This window comes from Neisseria iguanae (genome assembly GCF_003013245.1).
Taxonomy (GTDB): domain Bacteria; phylum Pseudomonadota; class Gammaproteobacteria; order Burkholderiales; family Neisseriaceae; genus Neisseria; species Neisseria iguanae.
Window position 1 is genome coordinate 1 of sequence record NZ_PXYY01000064.1, and the last position, 14,480, is coordinate 14,480.

Annotated in this window: 15 protein-coding genes; 14 read left to right on the forward strand and 1 reads right to left on the reverse strand. The window is 48.6% G+C overall.

The window, feature by feature from the left end; translation table 11 throughout:
- Positions 1 to 370: 370 nt before the first annotated feature.
- The 14 genes from ubiD (at position 371) to C7N83_RS09610 (ending at position 14,190) form a co-directional block, all read left to right on the forward strand.
- Positions 371 to 1,849, forward strand: coding sequence for a 4-hydroxy-3-polyprenylbenzoate decarboxylase (gene ubiD / locus C7N83_RS09545; RefSeq protein ID WP_106742274.1), 1,479 nt, complete (start codon positions 371 to 373; stop codon positions 1,847 to 1,849).
- 222 nt (positions 1,850 to 2,071) lie between these two features.
- A complete protein-coding gene (locus C7N83_RS09550) occupies positions 2,072 to 3,538 on the forward strand; it encodes a DASS family sodium-coupled anion symporter (protein WP_106742275.1) in 1,467 nt (488 codons plus the stop codon).
- Positions 3,539 to 3,731: 193 nt separating this feature from the next.
- Positions 3,732 to 5,024 carry a paraquat-inducible protein A gene (locus C7N83_RS09555; protein ID WP_106742277.1) on the forward strand — a complete coding sequence of 431 codons (1,293 nt, stop codon included), beginning with the start codon at positions 3,732 to 3,734 and terminating at the stop codon, positions 5,022 to 5,024.
- Entirely contained in the window at positions 5,014 to 6,684 is a 1,671-nt protein-coding gene (gene pqiB, locus C7N83_RS09560; protein WP_106742278.1) for an intermembrane transport protein PqiB, read from the forward strand. Before C7N83_RS09555 ends, pqiB begins: the two co-directional genes overlap by 11 nt.
- Positions 6,684 to 7,199 (forward strand): PqiC family protein, encoded by a 516-nt coding sequence (locus C7N83_RS09565; RefSeq protein WP_106742280.1) that lies wholly within the window; start codon positions 6,684 to 6,686, stop codon positions 7,197 to 7,199. Before pqiB ends, C7N83_RS09565 begins: the two co-directional genes overlap by 1 nt.
- A gap of 134 nt (positions 7,200 to 7,333) precedes the next feature.
- Entirely contained in the window at positions 7,334 to 7,543 is a 210-nt protein-coding gene (locus C7N83_RS09570) for a hypothetical protein (RefSeq protein ID WP_106742282.1), read from the forward strand.
- Positions 7,544 to 7,618: 75 nt separating this feature from the next.
- A complete protein-coding gene (locus C7N83_RS09575; protein ID WP_425437510.1) occupies positions 7,619 to 8,458 on the forward strand; it encodes a rolling circle replication-associated protein in 840 nt (279 codons plus the stop codon).
- 22 nt (positions 8,459 to 8,480) lie between these two features.
- A complete protein-coding gene (locus tag C7N83_RS09580) occupies positions 8,481 to 8,747 on the forward strand; it encodes a hypothetical protein (RefSeq protein WP_106742283.1) in 267 nt (88 codons plus the stop codon).
- A gap of 98 nt (positions 8,748 to 8,845) precedes the next feature.
- Positions 8,846 to 9,073 carry a major capsid protein gene (locus C7N83_RS09585; protein WP_106742285.1) on the forward strand — a complete coding sequence of 76 codons (228 nt, stop codon included), beginning with the start codon at positions 8,846 to 8,848 and terminating at the stop codon, positions 9,071 to 9,073.
- Positions 9,074 to 9,082: 9 nt separating this feature from the next.
- Positions 9,083 to 9,388 carry a hypothetical protein gene (locus tag C7N83_RS09590; protein ID WP_106742287.1) on the forward strand — a complete coding sequence of 102 codons (306 nt, stop codon included), beginning with the start codon at positions 9,083 to 9,085 and terminating at the stop codon, positions 9,386 to 9,388.
- Positions 9,378 to 11,213, forward strand: coding sequence for a virulence factor TspB C-terminal domain-related protein (locus C7N83_RS09595; RefSeq protein WP_106742288.1), 1,836 nt, complete (start codon positions 9,378 to 9,380; stop codon positions 11,211 to 11,213). The genes C7N83_RS09590 and C7N83_RS09595 overlap by 11 nt, the downstream gene beginning before the upstream one ends.
- A gap of 1 nt (position 11,214) precedes the next feature.
- Positions 11,215 to 11,493: a DUF2523 family protein gene (locus C7N83_RS09600; RefSeq protein ID WP_106742290.1), complete on the forward strand. Its 279-nt coding sequence runs from the start codon at positions 11,215 to 11,217 to the stop codon at positions 11,491 to 11,493.
- A 15-nt stretch (positions 11,494 to 11,508) separates the two neighbouring features.
- Positions 11,509 to 12,672: a zonular occludens toxin family protein gene (locus C7N83_RS09605; protein WP_106742291.1), complete on the forward strand. Its 1,164-nt coding sequence runs from the start codon at positions 11,509 to 11,511 to the stop codon at positions 12,670 to 12,672.
- Between the two features lie 567 nt (positions 12,673 to 13,239).
- Positions 13,240 to 14,190 (forward strand): IS110 family RNA-guided transposase, encoded by a 951-nt coding sequence (locus C7N83_RS09610; protein WP_106742293.1) that lies wholly within the window; start codon positions 13,240 to 13,242, stop codon positions 14,188 to 14,190.
- A gap of 160 nt (positions 14,191 to 14,350) precedes the next feature.
- On the opposite strand, the gene C7N83_RS09615 is transcribed toward C7N83_RS09610, so the two are convergent.
- On the reverse strand, positions 14,351 to 14,480 hold a 130-nt coding region (locus tag C7N83_RS09615), incomplete at its 5' end, for a transposase (RefSeq protein WP_211296629.1).

The window sequence follows — 14,480 nt, forward strand, 5'->3', positions numbered from 1 at the left end:
ATATGCGGCAAAAAATATGCACAGATTGAAGCAGTTGGCACTGAACCTGATCAACCGGGGCAAATCGGTCAAACGGAGGATCAGTTCAAGACGGTTAATGGCGGCCGGAGATGATGAGTTTGGGTCTCTTCTGCCAGGGAGGGGAAATTCATGCGATTGCCCTGTATGGGGCAGCATGTAAATGGGCGGGGATTTGGTAGCTTTATTTGTTCCTGGTTTGCCTCAACGCGGTTCAATGTTTGAAAACACGTTATAATCAGGCAAGCTGTTTCGTTACAGCCTGAAAAAAAGGCCGTCTGAAATATTCTGCCCCCGATCTATAGAGCTATAGAGGCCATCTGAAAAACGATTGTGCCGAAAGAGAGTCAATATGAAATACAAAGACTTACGAGATTTTATTACGCAGCTTGAGGCGCAAGGCAGACTCAAGCGTATATCTACGCCGGTGTCGCCGGAGTTGGAAATGACTGAGATTGCCGACCGTGTGTTGCGTGCCGAAGGGCCGGCATTGCTGTTTGAACGTCCGGTTCGTGCCGATGGCACGTGCTACGGCTATCCTGTGTTGGCCAATTTGTTCGGCACGCCCGAGCGTGTGGCGATGGGCATGGGCGAAGACAGCGTATCGAAATTGCGCGAAATCGGCCAAACGCTGGCTTATTTGAAAGAACCAGAGCCGCCAAAAGGCATTAAAGATGCGTTTTCTAAATTGCCGCTTTTAAAAGACATTTGGAGCATGGCACCGAATGTAGTAAAAAACGCGCCTTGCCAAGAAATCGTATTGGAAGGCGATGCGGTCGATTTATATCAACTGCCGATTCAGCATTGCTGGCCGGAAGACATTGCGCCCTTGGTGACATGGGGTCTGACCGTAACCCGCGGGCCAAATAAGAAACGCCAAAATCTGGGCATTTACCGCCAACAATTAATCGGTAAAAACAAGCTGGTTATGCGCTGGTTGCCGCACCGTGGCGGTGCATTGGATTACCGGGAATTCTGCAAAAAAAATCCGAATACACCTTATCCTGTTTCCGTGGTGTTGGGCTGCGATCCGGCCACCATTTTGAGTGCGGTGACGCCAGTTCCTGATACCTTGGGCGAATACCAATTTGCCGGCTTGCTGCGCGGTTCGCGTACCGAATTGGTGAAATGCATAGGTAACGATTTGCAGGTGCCGGCGCGTGCGGAAATCGTGTTGGAAGGTGTGATTCGCCCGAACGAAACCGCATTGGAAGGCCCTTATGGCGACCATACCGGCTATTACAACGAGCAGGACTGGTTCCCCGTGTTTACCGTTGAGCGCATTACTATGCGCAAAGCCCCGATTTACCATTCCACCTATACCGGCAAACCGCCTGATGAACCTGCCGTGCTGGGCGTGGCATTGAACGAAGTATTTGTGCCGCTTTTGCAGAAACAATTCCCCGAAATCGTTGATTTCTACCTGCCGCCGGAAGGGTGCTCTTACCGCATGGCGGTGGTATCGATGAGGAAACAATACGCCGGACACGCCAAACGTGTGATGATGGGTTGTTGGAGTTTTTTACGTCAGTTTATGTATACCAAATTCATCATTGTGGTCGATGAAGATGTGGATGTGCGGGATTGGAAAGAAGTCATATGGGCGGTTACTACCCGTATGGATCCTGTACGCGATACGGTTCTAGTGGAAAACACGCCGATCGACTATCTTGATTTTGCCAGCCCTGTCAGCGGTTTGGGCGGAAAAATGGGCTTGGATGCCACCAACAAATGGCCGGGTGAAACAGACCGTGAATGGGGGCGCGTGATCCAAAAAGATCCGGCCGCTGTGGCGAAAGTCGATGCCATGTGGAAGGATTTAGGCTTGTAAAAATTGATCTTTAAAGGCCGTCTGAAAACTATTTTTCAGACGGCCTTTATCATTTTGAAAACACGACTTGAGCAAAATCAACACGGTTTTCAAATTCATAATATTTATATCAAAATAATCTGTATTTTCTTGTGATACATCAAAGTTACAGGATAGGTAAAAGGGATTATACTGTTGCTGACAAATATTAAATTATGACTTCATGCATACAGGAGCATCATGATGGGTAAGATAGGCTTTAAGCCGGTTCCGACTGCGGTTGCGGTGGCATTGACCTTGTTGATTTGGTTTGTGATTCCCGTGCCCGAAGGGGTGACGCCGGAAGGCTGGCATCTGTTGGCGATGTTTGTCGGCGTGGTGGCGGCGATTATCGGCAAAGCCATGCCGATTGGCGCGATTGCGATAATCGCCATCACTTTGGTGGCACTCACAGGCGTCACCAACGACAAGCCTTCCGGTGCGATTAAAGATGCGCTGTCGAGCTTTTCCAGCCCGCTGATTTGGCTGATTGGTGTGGCGATTATGATTTCGCGGGGAATTTTGAAAACCGGCTTGGGTGCGCGTATCGGTTATCTGTTTATCGCCGTGTGGGGCAAAAAAACCTTAGGCATCGGCTACAGCTTGGCTTTATCTGAATTGCTGCTGGCACCGGTGACGCCGAGCAATACCGCGCGCGGCGGCGGAATTATCCATCCGGTGATGAAGGCGATTGCGTCCAGCTATGATTCCGACCCGGAAAAAGGCACGCAAAACCGCATGGGTAAATACCTGTCGCTGGTCAATTACCACAGCAATCCGATTACGTCGGCCATGTTTATCACCGCCACTGCACCCAATCCGCTGGTGGTGGAATTGGTGGCAAAGGCGACCAACAGCGATATTGAACTTAGCTGGGGTACATGGGCGCTGGCGATGTTGGTGCCGGGCTTGATTGCGATGATTTTGATGCCGACCGTGCTGTATTTCATTGCACCGCCGGAGGTAAAAGAAACGCCCAATGCCATGCAGTTTGCCAAAGAACGCCTGAAAGAACAGGGGGCGATGAGCTGCGGTGAATGGATTATGTTGGGTATTTTCGGGATTTTGCTGTTTTTGTGGGCAGGCATTCCGGAATTGCTGTTGGGCAAGGCTTATGCCGTTAACGCCACCGCCACCGCATTTATCGGCTTGTCGCTGCTTCTGCTGTCGGGCGTATTAACGTGGGACGACATCCTGAAAGAAAAAAGCGCGTGGGACACCATCACTTGGTTTGCCGCTTTGGTGATGATGGCAACCTTTTTGAGCAAACTTGGCGTGGTGACATGGTTTTCAGGTTTGTTGGAAAGCGGCATCGCTAGCACGGGCATCGGCTGGATGGGTGCATGTGCATTGCTTTTGTTGGCTTATTTATATGCGCATTATATGTTTGCCAGCACCACTGCTCACATTACCGCCATGTTCGGTGCCTTTTACACCGCCGGTATCGCTTTGGGTGCGCCGCCCATGCTGTTTGCCTTATTGATGGCCGCCGCTTCCAATATCATGATGACTTTAACGCATTATGCCACCGGCACTGCACCGATTATCTTCGGTTCAGGCTATTCGACGCTGGGCGAATGGTGGAAAGTCGGCTTTATCATGAGCGTGGTCAACCTGTTGGTTTTTGTGGTGATTGGCGGTATTTGGTGGAAAGTGTTGGGTTACTGGTAGGGTGATTGAGTATTTAGGCCGTCTGAAAATGATTTTTCAGACGGCCTTTTTGCTTTTTCACTTTATTGCAACCGAAAACTTCTTGATATAAACGACCGTCTTTCAGATAGCCTTTATAGTATTTCGCTGCTATTAGCCTGTTTTTACTATATAATGCCAACCTTGATAAAGTTTTTATTCCACGCCCGATTTTATGAAACTGTTTCCGACCTACCGACGCTGGTGGCGTTTTAAATCGTTCCGCAACGATGCCACCTTGCCGGCGCACACGGTGGATTGCCCCGACTGCGGCTGCCGCACGGACATTCCGCGTTTGCAGCAGGGGCAGGAAGCGCATTGCCCGACGTGCAATCATGAGTTGGTACAGGTAGAAAAAAATCCCTACATCGCGCCTTTGGCGTATGCCGCAACATCTCTGGTCTTAATGGCTTTTGTCTACACCATGCTATTTATGAAAATCTCGATGATCGGAGTGGTGTCGATTTTGACTTTGCCGGAAATGATGCGGCTGTTGGTGCTACAGGAATTCGGTTTTTTGGCCGAAGTGATGTTTATTCTGACTTTCGGCACCCCGTTGTTATTTTTGCTGATGTGTGTGTATGTGTATTCCGCCTTGGTGATGGAAAAAATGCTGCCGGCGCTGTTTTATTGCATGCGGGTGTTGGTGCGCTTGCGGCATTGGATTATGGTTGATGTATTTTTTGTTTCGACACTGGTGGCATATATTAAATTGTCGTCGGTGTCAGAAGTGACATTCGGACCGGCTTTTTATCTTATGTTGATTTTGGCGGTGATGCTGATTCGCACATCGGTATCGATTCCGCAGCACTGGGTGTATTATAAAATCCACCGTATTTTAGGCTTTAACGCGGTTCAGACGGCCTCGGATGATAAAATCTGCTGTAGCCGTTGTCTGTATTTCCGTGATGCGGGCGAGCAGACTTGCGGTGTGTGCGGGGCGGATTTATATCGTCGGAGGCCTTACAGTTTGCGCATTTCGTTGTGTTTTTTGGTAGCCGCAGCGATTTTGTATATACCGGCTAATTTGTTGCCGATTATGATTTCATCCAACCCGACCACGCTGGAAATCAACACCATCATGAGCGGCATTATTTATATGTGGCGCGATGGCGATAAGCCGATTGCTGCGATTATTTTCAGCGCGAGTATTTTAGTGCCGGTATTGAAGATTGTGGCGATGGCGGTGTTGATTGCGTCCGCTTATTTCAAACCGCCATTGCGGACGCCTTGGATGTCGGTTATGTATCGGATTACCGAAGCCATCGGCCGCTGGTCAATGATTGATATTTTTGTAATTATTATTTTGATGAGTGCATTTCATACCAATATGGCACGGGTGGTGCCGGGCGAAGCCGCCGTTTATTTCTGCCTGGTGGTATTACTCACCATGCTTTCTGCTTATTTTTTCGATCCGCGCCTGATTTGGGATAAAGTTTCAGACGGCCATAACAAATATGAACGATAATTTAAACCAACACGACAATGATTTACCGCCGCCACCGGCAAGGATTAAAAAAACCAATGTGTTTACTTCGGTGGTGTGGCTGATTCCGCTGATTGCCCTGATTGCGGGTGGCTGGCTTTTGATGAAGCAAATCCGCAATACCGGGCCGGTTATCACGCTGCTGCTTGACAGTGCCGACGGCATTGAAGTCAATAATACCGTAATCAAAGTTTTGAATGTTGATGTTGGCCGCATCACTAAAATCAAATTGCGTGCCGACCGTAAAGGCGTGGAAGCCACCGCGCAGCTTAGTGCTGATGCGCAAGACTTAATCCGTAAAGACACCCAATTTTGGGTGGTGAAACCGCGTATTGATCAAAGCGGTGTAACCGGCTTGAGCACGTTGCTTTCCGGCTCGTATATCGCTTTCACACCAGGCACAAGTGCGGAAGAAGAATCGGTGTTTAAAGTATTGGACATTCCGCCGATTGCCGCCATCGGCCAAAGCGGTTTGCGTCTGAAATTGGTCGGTTCCAACGACAAAATTTTGAATGTGAGCAGCCCTGTTTTGTATGAAAATTTCATGGTGGGGCAGGTAGAAAGCGCACGTTTCGATCCCGATGACCAAACCGTGCATTACACCATTTTCATCCAGAGCCCCAACGACAAACTGATTCATGCCGAAAGCCGTTTCTGGCTGGAAAGCGGCATCAATATCCAAACGTCGGGCAGCGGCATTCAAGTGCATTCCGCGCCGTTGCCGGCCTTGCTGTCGGGCGCAATTGCATTCAGTTCGCCGAAAACGGACGATACCCAAGCAGTGAAAAACGAAGACACCTTCACGCTTTATGACAGCCGCAGTGAAGTGGAAAACCTGCCGGATGACCGTTCGCTCTATTACACTGCCTTTTTCAAACAATCCGTTCGCGGGTTGAGTGCGGGTGCGCCGGTCGAATACAAAGGCATCAACATCGGCGTGGTGTCGGATTTGCCGTATTTTGCGCGCAACGACAGCCTGCAATTATTCGCTAACGGCTGGATTCCGGTGCGCATCCGCCTTGAGCCGTCTCGTTTGGAAATAAATGCCGACATGCAAACTAAAGCGCATTGGCAGCAGCAGTTTCAGACGGCCTTAAACCGCGGCCTGGCCGCCACCATCGCCAGTAATAATCTGATTACCGGCAGCAAATTAGTCGAGCTGACCGACGAGCCGTCGCCCCTGCCGAAATTGAAACCACATACTGTGTACGGCGGTGACACCGTGATTGCCACGCGCAGCAGCGGCTTTGACGGTTTGCAAACACAATTGTCGAATCTGTTAGACAAATTCAACAAGCTGCCGCTGGATCAAACCGTCGGCAATCTGAATACTTCGTTGGCCGAACTAAGAACCACCTTGAAATCTGCCACCACAACGCTCAATTCGGTGGATAAACTGGTCGGCAAACCACAAACGCAGAATATTCCGGCCGAAATCAACCAAACCTTAAAAGAATTGCGCCAAACCCTGCAAGGCGTGTCGCCGCAATCGCCGATTTACGGTGATGTGCAGGCTACCTTACAGAGCATTGATAAAACCTTAAAAGACGCGCAACCGATTATCAATACCTTGAAAGAAAAACCTAATTCATTGGTTTTTAATAGTAATATCAAAGACCCTATCCCGAAAGGAAGCCGATAATGCGCCTTTTAGTACTGAGTTTCGCAGTGTTGCTCGCCGCCTGCAGCACGCCGCAAAGCACCCGATATTTCGTGCTGCCCGACAGCCAATACATCCAGCCGCGCCAGGGCGACGAAATAGCGGTAAAAGTATATTTGGCCGAGCCGTTGGCCCACGGCGGGCTGGTATATCAGACCGACGCGTACCATCTGAATTTCGCCAAAAACCATTTGTGGGCAAGTCCGCTCAATATAACGCTGGCCAACAACTTGAGTAATAAACTCAACCGCTTAAACCGCCAATACACCTTCATCCCTTCCGGTCGCAGCCGAAGTACCCGAGTACTGAAAGTGTATATCGAAGCATTTAACGGCAGCTACCAAGGCCAAACTGTGGTCAGCGGCTACGCACTGTGGCCGGACGGGCAGAGCAAACCTTTTCATGTAGAAACACCGCAGCAGAGCGACGGCTATGCCGCCATGGTGGATTCCTTGGAAAACGGGTTGAACAAAGCTGCCGGATTAATAGCTGATTAAGATGAAAGGCTGCCTGAAACGCTTCAGACGGCCTTATATATTGCACTTATATATTGCACTCCGTTAAGGGAGTGTAAATCACAAACAAAAACCCTTGACAAGTTCCGATTAACCGACTTTTTAAGGGGTCTGAAATGTCAGTTTACTATTACACCATCACACCGCAACCGCAAACAAATCCGATTTCCTATATCTGTCGCGTATTCGTTGAAATAAACGATGTTCCGACTATTCAAGAAACTAGAAATTTCCCTGTTTTAAGCCCATACAGTCATCAATCTGCTTTTGACACCGCCGATTTATACGGCAAATTAACCGTATCCGCTTTGATTTCGGAGGTGTGAACATGAATCGTTCGGCTTCAGCGTGCGCGGAGCGCGCGCTTCCTTGTCTTAAATAGTAACAACTGCATTGAGCCGATGGAACAAGGCTTTCAGCAGTTGCCAGCCAACTACGAACAATACAAAACCGAGAATGACAAGCTGAATGAATTCAGCACGTCTTACAAAAAATCATCAACCGCGTTGGAAATGAACGTTCATCAGTTCATTAGCACGTTCGGCTTGGACAAAGTCGGCTTTTTGACTTTGACCTTTGCCGATGACGTGCAGTCCGTTGAAGAAGCACAGCGCCGATTCCACAGCCTGCGTACCAACTTTCTGAAAAAACACTTCGAACACTACATCTGCGTATACGAACGCACAAAGCGCGGTCGGATTCACTTTCACCTCATTGTAAACACTCTCCAAAATATCCGCCGTGGGCTGGATTTTCAAAAGATTTCATCGGGGGATTACAGGTCAGCCAATCCCGCATTACGCCAGCTCTGGAAGCTGCTGCGCGAAAACGTCCACAAATACGGCTTTGGCCGCACCGAACTTCTGCCGGTTAAAACCAACAGCAAAGGACTGGCGCGATATGTCGCCAAGTACATTGCCAAGCACATTAACAGCCGTTTGCCAGAAGACAAAGGCTATCGCCTAATACGCACCACCATCGACAAAAAGAGCCTGTGGAAGATTGCGAACAGCAATTTCGCCTTTGTAAGCAAAGGCTCGAAAGAGTGGCGCAAAAAATTGCAGACATGGGTAAATCAGGTTGAAAGTTACCTGAATGAGTATGCCAGTTATAACGGCATGGGCAACCTGCCGAGAATGCACCAAGACAACTACAACACCGTTTTATCAGCGGTAATCGGTTCGAAGTGGGCATTCAAAAACCGCGAAATTATCGTAAATATTTCAACAAAGCAGTCTTAACCATTAAAAAAGGAAAAACATCATGACAGAAGAAACCAAAAAACAAGGTGTGTTCATCATTGCTTCTTATGACCGCCAATTTGACCGTGAACGTAAAAATAAAGATGGCACATACACTAAAACTCATTATCTTGGTTTTTTAATTCGCACTGAAAGCGGAACAGCTTTATGCGAAGTGCGAACAAAAAACCCCGAAAAGTACGCGCATTTCAAGCGAGACCAAGTCTACACGCTGCAAGTCTATGTGCGAGGCTGGAAAGACGCCGTTTACTATTCAGACGAGCCATAAACAACGGCACAAAAAAACAAAATTCACGGTAACGGGGCGCGCCGTGAAGACCCCATCAAAGCGCCCCACTCATTTTATTAACCAAAAAGGAAAATCTTATGAACATCCAAAAACTGAAGCGCAAAGCGCAAACAGCAGTGGCAGCGGCAACCGTTGCCGTATTGGCCTCCCCCGTAATGGCGGAAGGCACATTGCTGGAAACCATTAAAACTGAAATCGGTGGCCTGAAAGAAGGTGTTTTATCCATCGGCGCTGTGGTAGTAGGCATCTCCATCGCGTTTGCCTTGGTTCGTATCGGCAAACGTAGCGCAAACCAAGTCGGCTAAGGTGACGGCATGGGTTATCAAGTAGGCCGAATCTGCTACGCAACAGAGCAGGAAGCAACAAACGTCTTGATGACCCAAGTCGTGCCGACAATCGATAAAGACGGGGTGTTACATCACCCCGTTTTTAATGGCACAACATGGGTATATCACGAACAAACCGTAACCCCTACTTTCCCGCAATGCGAATACGGCGCATATGCCGAAGCAGGAAGAGAAGCGGGATTCGGCGTAGCTTCGGCAATGGCAATGCTGTTCGTAGTCGTAATAGCACTGAAAGCAATCTCACTGATAGGCGAAAGAGAAGATGAACAATGACACCAGAAACAGAATTTATCCTGGGTATCCTGCCCGGTATATGCGTAGCATTGTGCTTGTATGTTTTAGCGCGCAACAGGTATTGATACCGGCAGTCGCATTGGCAGATGTAGGGTTGCCGCCACCGGCAGTACACCAAACAACGGAAAACGGTTTTCCAAGCAGCCAAGCCCTGAAGAATCAGGGCTACGACCCGAGTAAGGGCGTGCTGAAAGTACAGGAAAACAACCGCGGAAGCGCACAAGTAACGAAGAGCGGAGACACGATTACAGGGCAGCAGCAAAAGAACGTAACCGTAACGGGCAGATACGGAGAGAAGGCAACGGCGCAGACGGCGGTAACGCAGAGGGTAAGTTCTAGCAAGATTCAAACTGCTGCTAGTGCAGCTTATCTAACCGCAAGTGCAGGCTCTGCCGTCAAGCAGTATGGTGAGCTATTAGGCACACAAATAAAAAACGCTGAATATGAAAAAGCTGTTGGTACTGCTCTTAATATGGCTACAGCAGCGGTAGATAATCTTACTGGTGGTCTTCTGACAGGTGCAAAATCATTTACTGATTCATTGGGTTTAACGGAAGCTGGTAAGTCAAACTATGACAAATCACAGGCAGAGTTAGCAGAAATTGCTAAAAAAGCCCAAACAGCCCAAGCCCAAGCCGAACGTAACGGCGATTTTGCAGGCGCAGTAGCCAACGCAGCCACAGCCAAAGCAGCCCAAGCGGCAGCCAAGGCAGCCGAAGCAGCCAAAATTCCAACGGCAGCAGCCAAAACTCTAGCAGACGCCAGCCGTGAATCAGACGGCACGTATAGCCAGTTGTATTTAAGACGGATTGATATCGGGTCAACGTCAAACATCAAACCCAAACCAAACATAGAAGGCTACGCATACCAAATCGACAGACACAATGGTGTTTTGAATTGGGCAAGCCAATCGGATTCATATTTCCAGACACGATTCCCCGGATTGGTACTACCGGAAGGCTACGGCAAAGCAATAGGCGTAGCATACTGGCCAATCACAACCCAAGCCGAATATGAAGCAGCATTGCAAAAAGTGAACGCACCCAAAGGCGAAGCACAAGAGCAGTTGGCCAAAGACATGACCTTAAACCAGTCCGATATCGAAGCCATTCTGAAAAAAATGCTGGACAGCCAGCAAACCAACCATAAGGAGTTAATGAACCAGCTGGCCAAAATCGAAGGAGCAGTCAGCAGCGCAACCGAAAGCACCGAATATGCCCAAGTAACAGCTCTATCAGAGCCGTACACGCCCGCCGGTTCGAACACCGCCCAGCAAACACAGTTCATGATTGATAAAAACGGCAATGTCAGCTCAATCACGATACTGCGCCCCGATTTGACACCGAACAGCAGCCAAGCGCCGATAAGAAGAAGTATCATGCCGACAAACAAAACAGGCACAACGACAACGCCGTCAGAAAGCACCACGACAGGCGAGATAGGGACGAATACCGGAACGAGTACAGGAACGAATACAGGCACAATGGCGGGAACGCAAACGCAGCAGCAGGATATTTGTGCCAAACATCCCAATTCTGCAGCCTGTGCAGAGCTGGGAAACACCGACTACGAAGACATTAAGATACCGGAAGAAACTCTAGACTTGAGTTTCAAGCCGTTAGACCACTTCAGTACAGACGGTACATGTCCAGCACCTGTAGTATACAGCTTAGGCGCACTCGGCACATTTGAATTCAGCTATGAATACATCTGTAGCGTTGCACGCTTAATCAGGCCGATTCTGATAATGGGCACAATGATTACGTGTGGGTACATGATATACGCAACCATGAGGGACTTATGACATGTGGGGTACATTAATAACCAGCGTACTAATGACTGTAGCAGGTCGGATAGTGACCGCGTTAGGCCTGTCCTTCATATCCTATACAGGCCTGAACGCAGTCCAAAGCTACCTCCTTAACGCCGTCACCACACAGATAGGCAGTATCCCCGCAGACGCTTTGAATTTAGCGTATATCGCCGGTATCGGGGTATGCCTGAACTGGCTGTTCGGCACATTCGCCTTTATCGCTTCATTGAAAAGCATGAGCAAACTATCAGCAACAATAAGCAAGAAATAGAAAGGAAAACGCAAAATGTTATATCTGATAACAGGCGTTCCCGGTTCGGGAAAGACCCTGAAAATGATTTCAGACCTAATGAACCGTGACGATTTAAAAAACCGTCCCTTGTATTTAGACGGAATACCAGAAGTTAATGAAAAGATTATTCCGAATTTGCCGATACCCGAAGGCGAAACTATGCAGACATGGCACAATTGGGCGCCGACAGGAGCAATACTCGTTATAGACGAATGCCAGCGCGTATTTAGGCCACGGCCAAGCGGTTCGAAAGTCCCCGACTATGTCGCAGAGCTGGAAACGCACCGCCACAAAGGCATAGACATCTTTCTATTGACCCAACATCCGAGACTGATAGACATCAACGTCCGCAGCCTGATAGGCCATCACTGCCACATCAGCAAGACAAACATGGGCGTTCGCAGAATGGTCGAATGGGAAAGATGTGGCGACCCGCAAAGCAAAGGCGACATACAAAGCGCCGTCAAGAGCGTCTATACGCTGGATAAAAAAGCCTATGGCGTTTATAAAAGCGCCGAAGAACACACCAAAATCAAAACAAAATTGAGCCGTATCGTCTATATCGCACCTGTTGTCATGCTGGTTATCATCTTGGCCGCATGGTATGTCTACAACGAATGGCAGAGCTACACAGAGCCGACACCGCAGCAAGTTTCCGCGCAAGCGCAAAGCCCGACAACGGCGGAGACGGTAGGCGCTACCGCGCCAAACGGCGCCGACGTAGTCGGGCAATACCCGCAGCAGAAACCCGCAGCGGAGGCAGAGAAGCCCAAGCCGCATTTAAGTGAAGACGACTATAAGCCAGCGGTGGAAGGCATGCCGCACACAGCGCCGATATATAACGGTCTGAATAAAGCCGTGAAGACAATGCCCTATCCTGTGGCGTGCGTTAAAAATGGCAATAAATGCACCTGTTATACGGAGCAGGCAACACCTATCAGGGAAATGAAAAAATCCCACTGTCTTGATTATGTCGAAAACGGTATTTATAATCCGTACAAGCAGCAACAGACGGCGCAAAACGAAACCCGAACGGTACAACAGACCGAAGAAAGTGCGCAAGTGTTGACGATGGGCGGGCAAAGTCCGCAAAATTTAATGTATGACGGTTATGCCGAGAAGGCGTTAACCAACACGGGGGCGAAGGTCGGGATATGAAAGAGGGAATACCGTTTATCTGGGTCATAATAGCGTTCTATATGGGCATTAGATATGAGCGCGAGGGCTGGCGTGGTGCTTTAATTGCGCTTGTATTAGCCCTAGGCACGGTATTTATCGTCATAATTGCCGTTATATTAGTGATTGCAATAGTCGCATTTATAACACGGTAAACCTACAGCCCCACTTAATACAAGTCAGGGGGAGGACGTCCAGAAAGATTTGTAAAGGCACGCTTTTCGCCTTTACAAATCTTTTTGGATACCCTTTGACGATAGACCACCCAAAAACGCTATTAGCAAGGGTTGGGGGCGGTTTTCCCCCAACCCCTGCCACGTGGCGAACGTCCCCGAAGGGTCGCCGAAGGCAAACCCCAAAGCCCCAAGCCCTGAATGTGAGACAGGCATTTTCAGGGCTTGGCGTTTGACGAAACGCCAAGCAAAGCCCACGACTTCGAAAGCACGGCCAAAGCCCAAGCTTGTAACAAAGATAGAAGCGTGGGCTTTCGTACATCTGAAGTTTGAACACTATCTAGGGCAGCAAGCCCGAATTTATAAGGTAAAACCCATGTACTTAGGCATAGACGTATCCAAACTCACAATAGATTGCTGTCTGATTACAGACGGCCAAACACATGAAAGAAAGTTCAACAACAACACCAAAGGATTCCAACAACTCACAGAATGGCTAAAGAGCTGCAAAGTCACAGAAATGCTACATTGCGTATGCGAAGCAACAGGAATATATTACGAAGCCCTAGCCGAATATCTGCACTCCCGCTATACCATCACAGTAGAGAACCCCCGAAAGATAAAAGGCTATGCAATAGCAGAGCTGCAAAGATCCAAAACAGACAAACAAGACGCACGACTCATAGCACAATACTGCCAAGATAGGCAACACAAATTAAGACCGTGGAAACCATCGGCGCCGCAACAAAAGCAGCTGCAAGAACTCGCAAGATACCTAGAACATCTCAAACAGCAACGCGCTACAGCAAGAACCAAACATCACGAAGCCCCCGACTACATAAAGCCCCATATTCAAACTACTATCGACAATCTGAACAGTCAAATCAAAACCGTAAAGCAGCAGATAGCCCAGTTCTACAAAGACAATCCCCACTATAACACCCAGCGCAAACGATTAAAGAGCATTACAGGCATAGGCGAACAGGCAGCAGCCATCTTACTGGCCGTTTACCAACGGCACAGCTTCAGAACGTCCAAACAGTTCACGGCCTATCTCGGCCTTGACCCCAAAGACCACAAATCAGGAACGAGCGTAAAGGGCAAAAGCCGAATATCGAAGATAGGCAATGCCGACATCAGGAAAAGCCTGTATATGCCGGCACTGGTTGCCTACCGCTGTAATGCGTTACCCGCTTTCGTAGGCCGTCTGAAAGCCAAAGGGAAGCCCATGAAACTGATACTTGTAGCACTCATGCGTAAGTTGGTCGTGATAGCATTTACGCTTTTGGCAAACGGCCAAGATTTCGACAAGACCAGATACGCTTGACCTACGGTCACGAAAAAACACCCTGAATAAATCAGGGTGTGGCTTATTGCAACGTCAAGAAATGTAAATGTGATTGACTTTTCAATACACTATCTTTGTTTTAGGGATAGTTTGCGGCGAAAGACGATTTTTTTCAAAAGGTTCAAGCTGGTATAGCTACTTAAAATCCAGCATAAGACAGCAAAGCCGCCCAAAATGTCTCATAAACCAGTAAGGCTTTACGCAAGTGTTTTTTGATATTTCCCCATGTCTTTTCAATCGGATTTAAATCAGGAGAATAAGGCGGCAGG

Coding starts and splice junctions, on each gene's coding strand:
- ubiD (WP_106742274.1), top strand. CDS start 371: ATGAAATACAAAGACTTACGAGATTTTATTACGCAGCTTGAGGCGCAA.
- C7N83_RS09550 (WP_106742275.1), top strand. CDS start 2,072: ATGGGTAAGATAGGCTTTAAGCCGGTTCCGACTGCGGTTGCGGTGGCA.
- C7N83_RS09555 (WP_106742277.1), top strand. CDS start 3,732: ATGAAACTGTTTCCGACCTACCGACGCTGGTGGCGTTTTAAATCGTTC.
- pqiB (WP_106742278.1), top strand. CDS start 5,014: ATGAACGATAATTTAAACCAACACGACAATGATTTACCGCCGCCACCG.
- C7N83_RS09565 (WP_106742280.1), top strand. CDS start 6,684: ATGCGCCTTTTAGTACTGAGTTTCGCAGTGTTGCTCGCCGCCTGCAGC.
- C7N83_RS09570 (WP_106742282.1), top strand. CDS start 7,334: ATGTCAGTTTACTATTACACCATCACACCGCAACCGCAAACAAATCCG.
- C7N83_RS09575 (WP_425437510.1), top strand. CDS start 7,619: ATGGAACAAGGCTTTCAGCAGTTGCCAGCCAACTACGAACAATACAAA.
- C7N83_RS09580 (WP_106742283.1), top strand. CDS start 8,481: ATGACAGAAGAAACCAAAAAACAAGGTGTGTTCATCATTGCTTCTTAT.
- C7N83_RS09585 (WP_106742285.1), top strand. CDS start 8,846: ATGAACATCCAAAAACTGAAGCGCAAAGCGCAAACAGCAGTGGCAGCG.
- C7N83_RS09590 (WP_106742287.1), top strand. CDS start 9,083: ATGGGTTATCAAGTAGGCCGAATCTGCTACGCAACAGAGCAGGAAGCA.
- C7N83_RS09595 (WP_106742288.1), top strand. CDS start 9,378: ATGAACAATGACACCAGAAACAGAATTTATCCTGGGTATCCTGCCCGG.
- C7N83_RS09600 (WP_106742290.1), top strand. CDS start 11,215: ATGTGGGGTACATTAATAACCAGCGTACTAATGACTGTAGCAGGTCGG.
- C7N83_RS09605 (WP_106742291.1), top strand. CDS start 11,509: ATGTTATATCTGATAACAGGCGTTCCCGGTTCGGGAAAGACCCTGAAA.
- C7N83_RS09610 (WP_106742293.1), top strand. CDS start 13,240: ATGTACTTAGGCATAGACGTATCCAAACTCACAATAGATTGCTGTCTG.